The 16,914-nt window shown below is 66.2% G+C and carries 11 protein-coding genes; 9 read left to right on the top strand and 2 right to left on the bottom strand.

The features are described from left to right. Positions 1 to 20 precede the first annotated feature (20 nt). The 5 genes from drmA to ACN6LM_RS28600 all read left to right on the top strand — a co-directional run bounded on the left by drmA (position 21) and on the right by ACN6LM_RS28600 (position 10,256). The gene (gene drmA / locus ACN6LM_RS28620) at positions 21 to 3,653 is read left to right on the top strand and encodes a DISARM system helicase DrmA (RefSeq protein ID WP_445068274.1); all 3,633 of its coding nucleotides are present in this window, start codon (positions 21 to 23) and stop codon (positions 3,651 to 3,653) included. After that, positions 3,650 to 5,518: a DrmB family protein gene (drmB, locus tag ACN6LM_RS28615; protein ID WP_445068273.1), complete on the top strand. Its 1,869-nt coding sequence runs from the start codon at positions 3,650 to 3,652 to the stop codon at positions 5,516 to 5,518. Before drmA ends, drmB begins: the two co-directional genes overlap by 4 nt. Next, entirely contained in the window at positions 5,515 to 6,249 is a 735-nt protein-coding gene (drmC, locus tag ACN6LM_RS28610; protein WP_445068272.1) for a DISARM system phospholipase D-like protein DrmC, read from the top strand. Before drmB ends, drmC begins: the two co-directional genes overlap by 4 nt. A 316-nt stretch (positions 6,250 to 6,565) precedes the next feature. Beyond that, positions 6,566 to 7,489 (top strand): DUF5655 domain-containing protein, encoded by a 924-nt coding sequence (locus ACN6LM_RS28605; protein ID WP_445068271.1) that lies wholly within the window; start codon positions 6,566 to 6,568, stop codon positions 7,487 to 7,489. A gap of 499 nt (positions 7,490 to 7,988) precedes the next feature. Then, positions 7,989 to 10,256, top strand: a complete 2,268-nt coding sequence (locus ACN6LM_RS28600; RefSeq protein ID WP_445068270.1) for a hypothetical protein — start codon at positions 7,989 to 7,991, stop codon at positions 10,254 to 10,256. Positions 10,257 to 10,369: 113 nt separating this feature from the next. On the opposite strand, the gene ACN6LM_RS28595 is transcribed toward ACN6LM_RS28600, so the two are convergent. Further along, positions 10,370 to 11,128, bottom strand: a complete 759-nt coding sequence (locus ACN6LM_RS28595; protein ID WP_445068269.1) for a DNA-methyltransferase — start codon at positions 11,126 to 11,128, stop codon at positions 10,370 to 10,372. Between the two features lie 580 nt (positions 11,129 to 11,708). Between ACN6LM_RS28595 and ACN6LM_RS28590 the strand changes: the two genes are divergently transcribed. Together ACN6LM_RS28590 and ACN6LM_RS28585 are read left to right on the top strand one after the other, a co-directional pair. Next, the gene (locus ACN6LM_RS28590; RefSeq protein WP_445068268.1) at positions 11,709 to 12,854 is read left to right on the top strand and encodes a C40 family peptidase; all 1,146 of its coding nucleotides are present in this window, start codon (positions 11,709 to 11,711) and stop codon (positions 12,852 to 12,854) included. 89 nt (positions 12,855 to 12,943) lie between these two features. Next, a complete protein-coding gene (locus ACN6LM_RS28585; RefSeq protein ID WP_445068267.1) occupies positions 12,944 to 13,252 on the top strand; it encodes a DUF6112 family protein in 309 nt (102 codons plus the stop codon). Between the two features lie 8 nt (positions 13,253 to 13,260). Here ACN6LM_RS28585 and ACN6LM_RS28580 read toward each other — a convergent pair whose 3' ends face one another. Then, entirely contained in the window at positions 13,261 to 14,463 is a 1,203-nt protein-coding gene (locus ACN6LM_RS28580; protein ID WP_445068266.1) for an IS110 family RNA-guided transposase, read from the bottom strand. Between the two features lie 209 nt (positions 14,464 to 14,672). Here ACN6LM_RS28580 and ACN6LM_RS28575 point away from each other — a divergent pair, with 209 nt between their 5' ends. Further along, positions 14,673 to 15,353 carry a hypothetical protein gene (locus ACN6LM_RS28575; protein WP_445068265.1) on the top strand — a complete coding sequence of 227 codons (681 nt, stop codon included), beginning with the start codon at positions 14,673 to 14,675 and terminating at the stop codon, positions 15,351 to 15,353. A 28-nt stretch (positions 15,354 to 15,381) separates the two neighbouring features. Continuing rightward, the gene (locus ACN6LM_RS28570) at positions 15,382 to 16,785 is read left to right on the top strand and encodes an SCO6881 family protein (RefSeq protein ID WP_445068264.1); all 1,404 of its coding nucleotides are present in this window, start codon (positions 15,382 to 15,384) and stop codon (positions 16,783 to 16,785) included. Positions 16,786 to 16,914: the final 129 nt, after the last annotated feature.

Raw genomic sequence — 16,914 nt, 5'->3', positions numbered from 1 at the left:
CATCCCATAGCATCGGATGCGTGAGTGGATCGAGCGGCACACAAGGCAGCGGGAAGAGCACCACCGAGGTGACGTCGTTCCAGGTCAGAGGCGACCTGGAACGATTCCTCGAGCGTGATCTACACGGCCCCTGGGATGGCGATCACGAGGAGCTGCTTGCCGGCACCAGCCCTGCCGAGCAGTATCTCCTGGGTCGACTGGTGCCACGGCTTGCCCCTGCGCAGGATCCCGCCCCCGGGTCGCGGCTGCCTCGGAATTCCAGTGCTGACGGCCTCGCGCTGCTCGATGATCCTGCCCTCCGTGATGATCTAGGTGACGATGAGGACGATGACGAGGAGGGCTCCGAGGCTGTAGCTCGGGCCGGCCGCATGGCGGCCTCGGCCATAGGTGTCTCGTTCCGCGTCTCCGACGATGTCGATATCGTGCTGGTGCGCGCAGCCTGGGGCCGCTATCAGCGATCGAAGTCTGAGCACCAGCAGACCGATCTCGGCAACCCGCGGACGGTCTGGGTGCGGCATCCTGCGGGCGGGGCCGTAGAGATCCCAGTCGACAAGGAAGCCCAGGATCAGCGCATCCCCGACCCGAATCAGGATCAGGTCCTTCTGCGCTACACAGTCCGGCACCGGCGGGGGCAGCGGGTTGTCGATGTCTCGCTCATCAACGCCCAAACCGAGACCGCCACGGCGAAGGACGAGACGAGGCTCTACCAGGTCCAGTTGACTGCGACGGCCCTCGACGGACATGCAGCGATCTTCGTCGCTCAGAACGATCCTGAGCTTGGGGTTAGGCCTGCCGCTAGCGACGACGAGAAGCTCCATCTGGCTCTCCTCTATCGGGAGAGGCGGCAGTTCGCCCACGGGCGACAGTGCTCTGCAGAGGCGAAGGTGCGTCCTGGGGAGAAGAGGGCGCACGAGATCAGGACCACCTGCTTTCCCGAGGCAGAGGTACCGCTGATCCAGGCCGCCGACATTCGGGATCTCCCCGGTGTCGAGCTGGACATGGAGGCTCTCGGCAAGCAGGACCTCGCGCGCGACGGCCTCGTTAGCGCGCTTAGCCCGCTCGTTACGGGCTATCGCGAGTGGCTCGCGCTCCAGGAAGAGCGGATCGCCACAGACGCAGAGGTCGGGCTATACGAACCGTCCGGCACCCGGGCCCTACGCGACGCCCACGACATGGCCGACCGGTTGGAGCGTGCGATTCAGCTGCTCCATGACAACGGTCTTGCCCGTGAAGCCTTCCGCTTCGCCAACCAGGCCATGGCACTACAGCGTGTCCGCAGCGAGTTGGTTCGCGCCCGGGCAGCTGACCCAGACGCTAAGACCGCAACACTCCTGCGCAAGCTCAATAGGCCGGAGAACCGCAGCTGGCGTCCATTCCAGCTGGCGTTCCTCCTCCTCTGTCTACCTGGGCTGACCGACCCTGCCCACCCAGATGCTCATCGGAGCATCGATGACGGTGAAGTTCAGCTGCTCTTCTTCCCCACCGGTGGCGGCAAGACCGAAGCGTATCTGGGTTTGACGGCATACACCTTCGCTATCCGCCGGCTTCAGGGCGTCCAGGGTGACGGGGGCATGGCCCGGGACGGTGGTGATGGCGTCGCAGTACTCATGCGCTACACCCTCCGTCTTCTCACAGCTCAGCAGTTCCAAAGGGCTGCCGCGCTGGTCTGCGCCTGCGAGTGGCTGCGGCGCGAGCGGATTGCGGCCGGCGACACGCGTTGGGGCGATGTCCCGTTCCGCATCGGGCTGTGGGTTGGCAAGTCGGTAACACCCAATAGCTTTGAGGAAGCCAAGCGGCAGATCGACGACAACCGTAACCCTGATGGCCAACTCGGTGGACCCTTGCAGCTAGCGGCCTGCCCGTGGTGCGGAACGCCCCTCGCCCCGCACTGCCTTAGCACTTCCCAGATCCGGCGACGCACTATCCTGGCGTGCCCTGACCCCACGGCACAGTGCCCATTCACACCACGACACTCGCCGGACGAGGGCCTGCCCGTGGTGACCGTAGACGAAGAGATCTACCGGCTCACTCCAGCCCTCGTCATCGCCACCGTAGACAAGTTCGCGCAGCTGCCCTGGTCGGCTGCCACCGCAACCTTGTTCGGCCTCGCTGAGCAGCGCTGTGCACGACATGGTTGGCACAACCCGGATTTCGACAGCTTCTGTCGGAGTTATCACCCAGCGGCTCAGGGGCTGCCACGCGCCGTACTTCAGCCTGCGGTGCGCCCACGGCCGCCAGATCTGATCATCCAGGACGAACTCCACCTCATCAGTGACGCTCTCGGCTCCATGGTCGGGTTGTACGAGACTGTCGTAGACAAACTCGCCACTCGCGTCGTGAACGGGCGCGAAATCCGCCCCGTGGTCGTCGCCTCCACGGCGACCGTACGGCGTGCCCGTGACCAGGTTGAACAGGTCTTCGCGCGAGGCCTTGCGGTATTCCCTCCTCAGGTCCTCGACGCTGGAGAGACGTTCTTCTCCCGAGTCGCTTCCTCGAGCCCAGACACACCAGGGCGTCGCTATCGCGGCATCATGGCCCCGGGCGAGAGGCTGAAGGCAGTAGAAATCCGTGTGGCCGCGGCGATTTTGGAGCACGCTCAGTGCTTGTTCGACCGTCATGGTCTCGCAGCTGACCCATACATGACTTTGGTGGACTACTTCACCGCCACCAAAGAGCTTGCTGGGATGCGCCGACTGATCGACGACGACATCGCAGACCGCCTGCGGAGCAGCAGGGTCCGGACCAGGCGCAAACGTCCCACCGTGGCGGAGTTGACCAGTCGGATGCCGTCCAGCCGAATCGCTGGCTCCCTCGCGCAACTCGATGGTCGTTTCGATCCTGAGTTCGACTCCACCGATGCCATCAACGCATTGGTGGAGCTGCGGAAGGCAGATCCTGAGGCGGCGAAGGAGAAGGTGCGATCACGCCGTTCGTACCCAATCGATGTCCTGCTGGCGACCAGCATGCTGCAGGTCGGTGTGGACGTGCAGCGCCTCGGTCTGATGCTCGTGACGGGGCAGCCGAAGAACACGGCTGAGTACATCCAGGCAACGTCTCGTGTCGGTCGCGACAAGCGCCGCCCGGGGCTGGTGTTGACCATTTACAACTGGAGTCGACCCCGCGACCTCGCCCACTTCGAGACCTTCGAGTACGAGCACGCCACGTTCGGGATGCGTGTCGAAGGGCTGACGACCACACCGTTCAGCGAGCGCGCACTGGATCGCGGGCTGACGGCAATCATCGCAACCGCCTTGCGCCACTCGGGGACCGCGGCTCTGCCCAACCCTGCTGCTCACGATGTCGCGTTGTCGGGCCCATTTGCTTCGGCTCTCATCGACGCCGTCGCGGATCGTGCCGGCCGGGTGACGCATGACAAGGACGCCCCTGACCGGGTTCGCAAAGAGGTCCAGCACCGGCTGGACAGGTGGCACTCGCGACGGTCGCGTCTGCAGACTGGCCGACTGGGCTACGACGAGGGAGCAGACCTGGCTGGCCTTCTGAAAAAACCTGACTCAGGCCCTTGGGACTTGTGGTCGGCCCCGCGGAGCATGCGCGAGGTCGAACCACAGGTGGTTCTCCAGCTCGACCAGGAGGACCCGAGTCTCGATGAGGCACCCCTGTGGGACTACGACCGAAAGGGAGGCAACGCGTGAGCCCGCTGCTGACAAACAAGTCCGCCGGTGCCGAGGGGCCGGCCGTAGCGACCCGGATCGGTGAGGCTCGCCCCAGCCACCTCATGACCACCGCCGGCGTGGGAGCGGTCGTCGACCTGCCCGCGATGAGCGTCATGGTGCGCGGCCTGGACACATGGAACCCCATTTATCAGGCCGAGATCATCGAACCTCGGCTTCTGGAGAGGGTCCAGCGGGTGCTGGGGCCGCAAGTCCGGGCTCTACGCAAGGCCCCTTGGGACGCTAAGGAATCCGAGAACGCCTGGACCAGAGTAGGAGTACCAGTCACCCCGTTTCCTGGCTGGCTGCGCTGCCCAGCCTGTCATCGCCTAGGGCCACTTGGTGGGAGCGGCCAGTTCGAGCTGGTACACCGCTGGGGAAAACGGGCCGATCTGGCCAAGTACGTACACAAGCACTGCGACAAGCAGGGGCGCACCACGATCAACAAACGCCGCGCCTGCATCCCCGCCCGCTTCGTCGTGGTCTGCGAGGACGGGCACATCGACGACTTCCCGTTCGTCCCCTTCGTACACCGAAACGCCACCAAACCTTGCCACGGACCACGTCTGACTATGCGTGATGCGGCCTCAACCCTGGGCCCGCAGGTCACCGTCGTGTGTCTCGAATGTGACGAGCGCGGCAACATCATGGACGCCTCGGGACGAGACGGCTGGGAGAACCTCCCTCGTTGCAGGGGCCGGCATCCACACCTTCAGCAGTTCAGTCCCTGTGGCAAGAACCTGCGTCTCATGGTGCTCGGCGCCTCGAACCTCTGGTTCTCCGTGTCAGCGTCGGCGCTGCACCTGCCCAGCGGAAAGTCCGTCCCCGAGCTCGTCGCGAAAAATTGGGAGATTCTCAGCGCCCAACCGTCGCCGGAGATCGTAGACCTGCTGATCGGTAAGGTGGAGGACCTCCGGGAGCTGCGGGAAGCTGATATCTCAGTTGTGTGGACCGCCATTCAAGAAATCCGTTCCTCTGGCGGCCCCAGCACCGCTCGGCCAGACGAGAGCCTTCTGGATGCCGAGTGGCGCCTTCTGTCGCATCCCACCACCGAGAAACAGGACGACGACTTCCGCGCGGTGCCGACTCCGAAGCCCTCGGGTTATGACCAGCTGCTCCACCAGGTCGTCCTCGTCCCACGGCTGCGGGAGACGAGCGCGCTGCTCGGGTTCACCCGCATCTCGGCTCCAGGCCGCCAGGATCTGGATCCAATCCAGCGCGTTCCCCTCACTCGCGGCAAGCCGAAGTGGGTGCCAGCGGCGGACCGCCGCGGCGAGGGCATCTTTCTGGAGCTCCGCGAGGATGCTGTACGTAGTTGGACGCGACAGGCAGAACAGAACGACCGCATCATCCGTCTGCGGCGTGCGTACGATCAGTGGCTGTTTAACCGATCCTTGCCTGCGGACCCGTCCTTTCCCGTTGCCCGATTCCTGCTACTCCACACCCTCAGTCATCTGCTAATTCGCCAGGTAGCTCTCGAGTGTGGATACTCCTCAGCATCGATCAGAGAGCGGCTCTACCTCGGCGCGCCCAACAACCCCGCGGCCGGAATCTTGCTGTCCACCTCCGCGAGCGACAGCGAGGGCACCCTTGGCGGCCTGGTCTCGCTCGGTGAGAAGCGCTATCTTCAGCGGCTTCTCGATCAGGCATTCGAGGATGCAGCCTACTGTTCCTCCGATCCGCTCTGCGCCGAACACGTTCCAGAGGACCCTTCCGCTGCCCTGCATGCCGCAGCCTGCCACGCCTGTCTCTTCGCATCAGAGACGACCTGCGAGGTAAACAACCGCTGGCTCGACCGCGCTGTCCTCGTCGACCTGACCAGTGACGGACTGGCCTTTCCCCGATGACCGATACGATCACCACAGTGCAGGCTCTCGCACGTGAACTTCCCAGCCAGGACCTGTATGCACTCTCAGTTGCCGCAGGCGGAGGCATCGATAGGCTGAGGGACCTCCGAGCCCAGGCGTCCTCGAACATAGTCCGGCGCGCATGCAGTCAACTCATTGCTTGCCTTGCTCATTGCTCCCCTGACTACCTCGCAGGGGCTCTCGCTGCGGTAGCCGCAGCGGATACTTCGCGCAAGGCTCAGGCCATCGACGTCGTCTGGACGGGGCCCCACACGCGGATCACATCCAGTCGGCTGACAGCGCACAGCATCACCACTCTCATCGACGAGGCGCGGCACGAGATTTGGCTCGTCAGCTATGCCACGCACACTGAGCCAAGAATCACCGCTGCGCTCAAGGCAGCGGCAGGGCGCGGCGTTCAGATCACACTCTTGTTGGAACGCAACACGGACAACCCCTCCTACAGCTTTCGCGGCATCCCCTTTCCCCACCTGGATGCGACTCGACTGGCATGGCCAGCGGCCCGGCGCTCAGCTCGCCACACGTCACTCCACGCAAAGATCCTTGTCACAGACGGATCCACAGCTCTCGTCGGCAGCGCCAACATCACGGGCGCGGCCATGGAAACCAATCTCGAGTGCGGCATCCTCCTGCGAGGCGGCCCGCATCCGAGGGCCATCCGTGCTCACCTTGCAGCCCTTCATGAACAAGGCGACTTGATTCGCTGTTGACGACCCCGCGAACCCGGCATCCAGCGGTCACGTCCCGAACGAGACCGCCGATGCGATGTGCGCCCACTCGGCACTCGTGCCCCTCTCCCGTCCTCGATCACTGCGAACGAACAATCGAGGTGAGGCGGCACGGACAGCGTTCGGCAAGATCCTGGAGGCATGACGCCAGGAGAACTCATCCGCTGTCGGCCCACCCCGCACGCATTCCGCTCAACGAGCGCGTTGGCCCTGTGAAACCCGGCACGCTGGCCGCAGCGGAATACCTCAGGCCCATCGTCGATTGGTCTTCTTGCAGAGATCGCGGGAGGGGGCGCTCGTGGCCGAGCTGATGATGTTCCGGCAGGACGCGGACGGGCGGGATGTCGAGCTGGCCGGCTCGACGGTGGCGCTGGAGGTGACGCTGCAGCGGCGAGTCGAGGCTGGCCTGGAGCAGATGCTGGGCGTCCAGTTCCTAGCGTCGGAGTACCAGACCGGCCCCTGGCACCGGGGACGGATCGACACCCTGGGGCTCGATGAGAACGGCAGCCCGGTGGTGATCGAGTTCAAGAAAGGCTCGGACAGTGGGGTGATGTCTCAGGCGGTCTCCTACCTGTCCTGGCTGGAATCGGCACAGCACGAGTTCGAGGCGCTCGTGCGGAAGGTGCTGGGCGCCGAGGCCGCCAAGTCCGTCGACTGGCGTCGTCCGCGGATGATCTGCATCGCGGCGGGCTTCTCGCACCACGACCGGGTGGCGGTGCAGAGGTTGCCCGAGCGGATCGACCTGGTCCGCTATCGGATCTTCGACGGTGGCCTGCTGGGGCTGCTGCTCGTGGACCCCGCGACCGGTTTCCCGAGCGCTGCCTCGTCTCGCCGGGGCCGGGAGCGGGCACCCGTGTCGGCGGCTTCGGCAATCTCTCCACCTGCGGGTGGCGGAGCGGTGCCGGAGTGCCTGCGGCACCTGTACGCGGAACTGGACGAGGCGCTCACGGTATGGGGCGAGGTGGAGGTGGCGTCGCTGCGGCACTACATCGCTTACCGGCGGTTGGTGAATGTGGCGTCGGTGATCTTGCGTCCGAAGCACGAGGCGATCCTGGTGGACCTCAGACTCGGCCCAGACACGGTCGAGTTGGAGGAGGGCTACACCCGGGACATGCGCGGCATCGGACACCTCGGGACCGGTGACCTGGAGGTCCGCGTCGTCTCGGCCGCCGACCTGGAGAAGGCGGCGCCGCTGATCCGGCGGGCATTCGAGGCGGCCTGACGTAACAGGAGGGGCGGCTGGCGCATCGGTTAGTCGATGCACCAGCAGCCCCTTTGCCATCTGTGGGCCGCCGGCCCCGGCCTCTCCGCTCTCACGCTCATGCCTCCGGTCCGGCCAGCTCGAAGTCGTCCTTCGTCAGTTCGGCCAACTGGCGCAGTGCGGTTTTCAGGGCGTGGACTATTCCGCGACCCGGCGGACGCCCTGGAGCAGCCCGCTGGCTGCCCCAGCCTGGCCTCTGGGGCGGGGCGGGCCGGTCTGCTTCTAGCACGGCTACACGCCTACTCACGTCCAAGGGTGCAAGGAGCGGTTGCGTAGATGCCTCAGATGATGTCGCTGTCCGTCCACGACGCCCTCAGCTACGCCGACTACGACCGGTACCAGCGATAGCTCGACGGGGCATCCATTGTTGTTCCCCGTTGTTCCGCAACCAGGTTGACGGAGCGGCAGATCCCTGCCACTCTCACACCTCTCGGAACAACTGGGAACAACGGAGGCGTAGATGGGTAAGCACTACACCGCGTCGAAGAACCGGACGCAGGGGCGCGACGGGTGGTCCATCATCTTCCGCCACCCTGTCCGACTGGACCCCTCAACGGGGCGACCGGGCAGACGCGTGCGTCGCGGGCTGGGGACCTCCGATGACACCGAGGCCGACGCCCTGGTTGAGCAGCTCAACGAAATCCTCAGAACACCGTCGCTGTGGGAACCCCTCGCCCGACACAAGGCCGCGGCACTCTACGACAGCCGTGTCGTCGACGTGTTTTATGAGGGCCTCGAAGCCGCCAGGACCGACTTCAGATCGATTCGGGACGACCTCCTTACGTTGCCTACGGCTGCCGATGGCTACAAGAACGTCCTACTTCTGGGCACGACCGGGGCTGGCAAGACGACGGCAGTGCGGCAGTTTCTCGGAACAGATCCGGAAAATGAACGCTTCCCGTCAACGTCGACAGCCAAAACCACCGTAGCCGACACCGAGATTGTCCTCACAGAGGATGGGCCGTACCGAGCGGCAGTCACCTTCGCTGGCCGGGAAGAAGTCATTGATCATCTCACGGAGAACGTCTCGGCTGCAGCCCTCGCAATCTTCCAGCGCAAGTCGGACGAGGATGCAATGCGACGCCTGTTGGATCACGTGAACCAACGCTTCCGCTTTAGCTACGTGCTCGGACGGCCAGCGCTCTCGTCCGAGGATGAGGACGACGACATGCCCGAGGACGAGGAGGACCCCGACGACGACGCGATGGCCCTGGGCACCGCCGATCTAGACGTGATCGATCCTTCCACGACAGCAGCAATGCTCACTCAGGCAGTATCCGACCTGCGCTCACTGGTGGAGAAGCAAGCTGTCAGAGCACGCACAGAGCTGCAGGCCACCGAGGAGGACGAGCGCGTCCTCGAAGAAATCCTGGAGGAGGCGCTGGACACCGAGCTCCGCCAGTTGGAGGACTTTCACGCCATCGTCGATGGCCTACTCCACGAAGTCGAGCTCAGGTTCTCCCTCCTGACCGATGGCGAACTACACCGCACCCGCCAAGGTTGGCCTTTGAGCTGGACGCTAGCAACCGGGGACCGCAGCACGTTCCTGAAGACCGTGATGAGATTCTCCAGCAACTACGCACCACTTTTCGGCCGTTTGTTGACGCCACTCGTAAACGGCATCCGTGTTGCAGGACCCTTCATCCCGACATGGGCGGAGACGAGTGAACGCCTAGTCCTCATCGATGTCGAGGGACTGGGTCACACTCCAAAGTCGGCTGCCTCAGTTTCGACGGACTTGGCCAAGCGGCTCGACGAGGTTGACGCAATCCTAGTCGTCGACAACGCCACTGCCCCCATGCAGGCGGCTCCAGTTGCAGCCCTCAAGTCCATCGCCATCTCCGGAAATTCGAGCAAACTCCACTTTCTGTTCACCCATTTCGATCGCATGAAGGCCGATAACCTCCCGCGCTTCTCGGACAGAGAAAGGCATGTTCTCGCCTCCGTCGAGAATGTACTCAACGCCATCGGCGAAGAACTAGGCCCTGCAGCCGAGCGCGGGATCCGCGTGCAGCTTGAACAGCGCTGCTACTTCGCCGGGGGAATGCACGAACCGCTGAACCCCACAAAGAAGGCCGCTCGGCGGACAGTTGAACAACTGCGGTCCCTGAGCGCGGCGCTCTGCGCCGAAGAGGAACTACCGTCGACAGGACCGGCAAAGCCCGTATTCGACCGCATGAATCTATCACTCGCGGTCACCGAAGCGGCACGCAACTTCCACAGGCGGTGGCGCGGCCTGCTTGGTCTGGAGTACAACGCGGCCGCACCCAAAGAGCACTGGACCCGCGTGAAGGCACTTACTCGTAGGCTCGGTGAGGGGTGGAGGGATGAATACGACTCGCTAAGGCCAGTTGCTGACCTGCGTACAGAGCTCCAAGTGCAGATCTTCCTGATGCTGCAGCGGCCCGTGCGTTGGGAAGGAGGCGAACCCACTGAAGACGAGCGCCAAGCGGTCATTGACGAAATCACGAGTTCGGTCACCGGAAAGCTGTACACCCTGACCACCCAGCGGCTCAAGGAAGACGTCCAGAACGCCTGGCTCGACGCCTATCGCCAACAAGGGGTCGGATCAACCTTCACTCGATCCCGCATCATCGACGCCGAGGTGTTCGGGCGCGGCGCTCCTATCCCAACTGTCGCCGCTTCTCCCGATCAGAACAGTTTCTTGAAGGCGGTGGCCAATACAGTGGCAAAGGTCGCTGAGGAACGCAAACTGATCCTGGAATAGGAGTCTAAGCTCAGTAGCTTCCATAATGGTCAAGGGCGGTTGTGTCACCGGGATTTCGATGGCACAACCGCCCCCTTCAATGTTCTGGCCTAGCTCACCGAGGCGCCTTGCTCTCACTCTTCGGGGCCGGCGAGCTCGAAGTCCTCACGGGTACGAGTCTGTTGCATCGCCTGCAACAGTCGCTGTTCGGCGACGTCGGCGTAGTGGGCGGACAGCTCGACGCCCACGAAGCGGCGTCCCTCGCGCAGGGCCGCGACCCCGGTGGAGCCGCTGCCGGTAAACGGGTCGAGGATGGTGCCGCCTTCGCGGCAGACCTGGACGAGCTGCTGCATGGCCTCGACCGGCTTCTGGGTGATGTGAACCCGGCCCTTGCGGGGCTGGGAGGCAATGTAGTGGCCCGGCAGGTAGAGGTCGCGGGTGTTGTCGAGAGAACCCTTGACCCCCCAGATGATGAACTCCGAGTCTTGCTTCGGCCCGCCCTTGCGGGGCCGGCTGGACGGCTTGATCCACGGAATCGTGCCGCTCCAGGTCCACCCCGCCATCTGTAGAGCGTCGGAGGTGGTCGGCTCCTGCCGCCAGTCGGTGAAGACCATCGCGACCGCGTGCTCGGTCGAGGCACGGTACGCCTCCGTGAGCAGTTCGGTGAGCCAGGAGCGGTAGGAGCGCTGGTCGCGGTTCTCGCCCGGGAAGTTGGCGAGGTCGTGCGCCGAGTTACTCGTGACGTACTTGGCACGGGCGGTACGGCCGGTTCGGTCGGAGCTGGTGCGGCCTCCGGAGTTGTACGGCGGATCGGTGATCACCGCCTGGACGCTCTCGTCGGGGAGGGACTTCAGGACGGTCAGGGCGTCGCCTCGGTGCAGCGTGTAGCTCATGGGGAGGGCCTCTTTTCGGGCACGGCGGAGTCTGGACCCGCTCCGGACAGCGCTCAACGGCGCGCATTCGGCGCGAGGTTGCAGCGGAGGTTAATGGCGAATTCCGGCCGCGCCTAACGAGGTGGCTCCCTGCTTCGGGCCCCTGGATGGCAGTCGTTTGGTGCGGCCGGAATCCCGGTCTACTGTCTCGCCGTGCCACCGGGAAGGAGCGCTGCTGCACCCCCGTTGAGCTGTGCTTATCCGTGCCGTCTCGTCCAATCGAGCACCGTCGGGGGCATGTTGCCCATCTGCCCGCGAGCGCCGTGAGGAGGCCCCTATGCACCGCCTGAGATTACGAGCGCGGCTGGCTGCCGCGCGTGACCTGAAACCGGCGTCCTGGAGCTACCAACCCCTCTGACCCGGGCCCGCCGAGAGGCGGATGCACATCGGCGCGGTGCCGACGGCTTTGCACGAGAAGTCGGCACCGCGCCTCCTACGAACACCGAGGAGCCGCTGCGATGCAGCATGCCCTGACACACCCGCGCCCCGGCCCACCTCTGTCATTTGGTTCGCACCGCCGTCGTGCTGGACGGCGGCGGCCGTGAAGAAGACGACGGGAGCCCTCGTCGGTCTGTGCGCCACCGGACCACTCCTGCTGGCACTGCCGATCCTCGGCATCGGTGCCGGGACTGCCTCGGCATCGTGCTCGACCGACGGTGCACAGGGTGTTGACACCTCCGCCGTTGCCAAGCAGGTGAAGGCCCTCCTGGACGGCGGCGACAAGGGCCCGGTCTCCGTGCCGGGCCTGGACGCGCCCGCCGACCAGGTGCCCAACGCCAAGACGATCCAGGCCACGGGCGTCGCGATGAACATCCCAGCCCGAGGGCAGGTCGTCGCCCTGGCGACCGCGCTGCAGGAGAGCGGCCTGCGGAACCTGACCTACGGCGACCGCGATTCGCTGGGTCTCTTCCAGCAGCGGCCGTCGATGGGCTGGGGCACGGCCAGCCAGATCCTTGACCCGGTGCACGCCTCGACGAAGTTCTACGAAGGGCTCAAGAAGGTCTCCGGGTGGCAGTCCCTCTCTGTCACCCAGGCCGCGCAGGCGGTGCAGAAGTCGGGCTTTCCGGAGGCGTACGCCAGGTGGGAGCCGCTGGCCACCGCCCTGCAGAAGACCATCGAGCCCCTGCTGCAGGAGGCCGGCGGTGCATCGCCGAGCCCGTCGCCGTCCGGTTCTGCCGACGCCGGCAGCCCCTCTCCCGATTCCGCGGGGGGTTGTTCGGCGGACGGTGATGGGACGGACTTCGGCACCATCCCGGCGGGCGCGTTGCCGGACGAGTACAAGATTCCCGCCTCCGCGCCGCCGAAGGTACAGACGGCCATCCGGTGGGCGCTCGGCCAGCTCGGCACCCCGTATCAGTGGGGCGGCACGTGCGCCGACTCCCACGGCAAGAACCCGATGGGCCGCTGCGACTGCTCCTCCCTGATGCAGGGCGCGTACAAGGCCGCCGGGGTCACCCTGACGCGGACCACGTACACGCAGGTCAAGGACGGCAAGGCCGTCTCGGTCGATGCCCTCAAGCCGGGCGACCTCCTCTTCACCGAGGGGACGGCCGCCGTACCGGAACACGTCGGAATGGCGATCGGCCAGGGCCTGATCGTCCACGCCCCACACACCGGCGACGTCGTACGGATCACCACCGTCGCGTCCTGGAATTCGCGGATTCTCGCGGCCCGCCGAGTCGTCTGACCGGCGCTCCTCCCCCTCCTCACCTCCCCCTCGCACCGCTGGTTCGCCCCACCGGGCTTTGGCGTGCGCTCATTCGAACTGGAGATCCCATGCATTTCGCTGACCAGGTCATACAGCTCGCCTACGACCCCGGAATCAAGCCGAACGAGGGCGGGCTCCCTGGCCTCAACGTCCTCAAGCAGGTGATGGGTTCGATCAACCTCTTCGGGCTCATCGCCGTGGTCGGCGCCCTCGCCGTCAGCGCGGGCGTATGGGCCTGGGGTCACCACTCGGGCGGCCACCAGGCCGAGGCGAACGGGAAGAAGGGCGTGCTGGTCAGCGCGGGCGCGGCCCTTCTGCTCGGCGCGGCCAACGGCGTGGTCGCCTTCTTCTCGACGCTCGGGACGCAGGTGTCTTAATGAAGAAGTCAAGCCACCTTCGCAACCGGCGGACCGGAGTCGTACGGCCGCCCATCACGCAACATCGCCCACAACACACCCACTCGGCGTCGCGCCAGCGCGAGCACGGCCTGGATGTGCGTCTGGCCCTCAGCTCGTTTCCTGAGGTAGTAGTCGCGCGACAGGCCGGGCCTCATCATCGCCGTCTGCGCGGACAAGTAGAAGATGTGCCGCAGCCGCCGGTGATAGCGCTTCGGCCGCTGGAAGTTGCCGGTCCGGCGCCCGGAGTCGCGTGGCACCGGGGCCAGCCCCGCATGGGACGCCAGGCGTCCAGCGTCCACGTACCCGGAGAGGTCGCCGACGATCGCTACGAACTCCGCGCCCAGGATCGGGCCCATGCCCGGCATCGATTCGATTACCGCGGCGCGCTCGTCCTTGCGGAAAACCTCGCGGATCTCCCGCTCGGTCTCCTTGATCTGCTCATCAACCCCCAGGAGTTGGCGAGCGACGGCGCTCACCTGCCGTGCTGCTCGGTCCTCACCGGGCAGCACGGTGGCCTGGGCCCGAGCCGCCTCGACGGCTCGTTCGGCAACGTCTTCGGCCTTGCGGACCTTGCGCCGGCCCAGCCAAGCGGCGAGCCTTGTGCACCCGATTCCACGCAACGCGGTCGGCGTCTGGTACTCCGTGAGCATCAGGACGGCGCCCTTGGAGGCGGAGCAGTCGAAGGCCCGCTCAAGGGCGGGGCTAATGCCCACCAGGGTGTCGCGCATCCGGTTGATGAGACGCACACGGTCGGCGACCAAGTCGGCCCGGTGCGCGGTCAAGAGCTGGAGCGTGGCGACCTGTTCGTCCGGCAGGTTGAGCGATGCGAAGTCCCTTCGCAGCCGGGCGGTATCAGCGATGACCAGCGAGTCTTTGGCGTCGGTCTTCCCTTCGCCTCGGTAGGCCGCGGACATCCTGTTGACGGTGCGGCCCGGGATGTAGACGACGCTCTGACCGTGCCCGATGAGCAGGGTGAGGAGCAGCGTCGAGGCCCGGCCGGAGATGTCCACCGCCCACAACGCCTCATCAGTCGCTTCACATACCGCCGCGATCAGCCCAAGGATCTCGGTCTCGTCGTTGATGACCTTCCGGGACAGCACCATCTGGCCATCGGCGTCGATAGCCGTGGCCCAGTGGTGGGCCTTGCCGGCATCGACCCCAACCCATATGCGTGCGCTGTGGTCCGTCACTCGGGGTGCTCCGTTCCGTCGTGGCCAGCCTTCATTCGGCCCGAGGAACACTCCGCCGACAGGACCCTCAAGAGCGATCGTCGCAGTTCTCAATCACCAGTCGGAGCGTCCCGAAGGACCGGGCGGCCACACCTGCGTAGCCATCGAGGGCATCCACTGATCAGCCATACCCGGTCCTCCCGGACCGCTTCCATTCTGAGGGTCCACTGATGTCTCAGCACTCCACCCACCCCGGCGGCGCATCTCGCGTGCGCCGCCGGGCGCTGCTCGGCACCGCCGTCCTGGCGGTCCTCGTCGCCCTCGCCGGCCTGGCCGCCTACCTAACCCGCGAGGGCCGAAGCCCCTCCGACACCGCTGCGCCACCGCCGAGTTCGCCCACGGCGTCCCCGCCGTCCGCGGCACCGTCCGGGCCGCACACCCGGCCCCGCGCTCTGCCCGTTCCGCCGAAAGCCCACGACCCGATCACGTACGGGAAGGCCGCCGCAGAGGCGCTGTGGTCGTACGACACCCGCGCGTACTCGCAGCCTGAGCTGCGCAAGGCGCTGCGCGGCTGGCTGACCACGGAGTCGAAGTACGCCGACCCGGCCTCCGTCGACCAGGCGGTCCCCTCGGCCGTGCTGTGGAAGGAGATGGCGGCCAACAAGCAGGTCGCCACCGCCAAGATCAACGAGGGGCACTTCCCGCACGCCTTCACCCAGGCCCTCCAGGACGACCCCGGGGCGATCACCCAGGCGTACGTCTACGCCGTCACGGTCTCCGGCAAGCAGTCGATTCGCTGGAAGGGCTCGGCCGCCGGCGGCGCGGAGAGCCGGTCCACCACCCTCGCGGTCCAGTGCCGGCCCAACCACCCCTGCGCCCTGGTCGGCGTCATGCCGTCCGTCGCGCCCTGACCCTCGCCCAAGAACGGAGGTACGAACCATGGGAGTCTGCGACTTCCCGCTGATGGACAAGGTGTGCGGCGCTGTCGACTTCGCCACCAACCCCGCCGGCACCGTCACCGACGGTCTCGGCGCGTGGATCGCGAAGTCGGCGGGCGAGCTGGCGTCCAGCGCGGCCGACCTTGCCGCCAAGGCCGTCAACAAGACGACGGCCATCGACCTCAACGCCGGGTGGTTCCGCGACAACTACGAGCTGCTGCTGCCCATCGGCCTCGCCCTGACCGTCGGCATCTTCTGCATCCAGCTCATGACCGCGGCCTGGCGCCGAGACGAACGCGCACTCGCCAAGGCGGCGTTCGGCACCATGACCGGAGTCCTCTTCAGCTTCTCCGCCATCGCCTTCACCACCGTCGCCATCACCGTGGTCGACGCGCTGTCCGACGGCCTCTTCAAAGCCGCCAACACCTCGATCGACGACGCGATCCGCCGTGTGATCAAGGTCGATCAAATGGGGGCCATGTACGGCCTCGGCTGGGGTGTGCCCGCGTTGGTCGCCTTCGGGTGCGCGATCGGTGCCTTCCTCTACTGGGGCGTGATGGTGGCCCGCAAGGTCGGCGTCCTGATCATGGTCGCGCTCGCGGTGTTCGCGGGTGCCGGCGGCGGCTGGGAGGTCGCGAAGCGGTGGCGGCGTGGCTGGATCGAGGCCACCGGCACCCTCATCGTCTCCAAGCTCCTGATGACCGTCGTCTTCCTGATCGGCGTCTCCGCCATGGGCAAGACCGACGCCAGCGACGGAATGGCGGCCCTGTCCGACGCGATGACCGGCATCGTCGTGATGGTCCTGGTGCTGCTCTGCCCCTACGCGACGTACAAGTTCGTGCACTGGGCCAGCGACGGCGGTGGCCACGACGACATGCACCGTACCGGCGTCGCCGGCATGGCAGTCGCTGCCGGAGCCGCGAAGACCGCGGGCAGCCTCGCGATGCGGGCCAGCACCGGCACCCCCGCTCCGCAGGGGCCGAACCAGGTCCCCGGTGCAGGGACCGATGGCGTCGCCTCCGGTATCAACCCCTCCGGCGGCAACCTCAGCAAGGAGGGCATCGACGCCGGTCCGCCCAAGCAGCAAACCCGCTTCCGGTACGGCGAGGACCCCAACGCCTCCGGCGACAAGGGCCGTGCCCTGATCCAGCGCCCCGGCATCCCGCCGCTCATCACCCGACCCGGCGAGGACGAACCGGAAGGGGCCGGATCGACTGCCCAAGGCGTCGCGGGCAGCTCCGGTCACCTCACAGGCGCATCGGCTCCGGGCGCCAACATGACTTCCATGCCGCCCGCCGACTCCGGACCTTCGGCCTCGGGCACTCCGGCGTCCGGGCCATCGGCCACCGGCTCTGCGACGCCGCCGAACTGGGCGTATCCCACCCAACCGCCGTCGGGTTCCTGACCCACATCCCCGGGGGCGGGCCGCACCCCACGGCCCGCCACAGGACGAGGGCCGCCAGGAGGAGGAGCAGCGCGCCCGCGGCCGGGGCCGCGCCGCGCAGCAGCTCGTCGCTCCACAGGTGGCGGTCGC

It is taken from the genome of Streptomyces sp. SAS_281 (genome assembly GCF_052542855.1).
The sequence above is the reverse complement of the archived record's forward strand: the minus strand, read 5'-3'. Positions and strand labels throughout refer to the sequence as shown.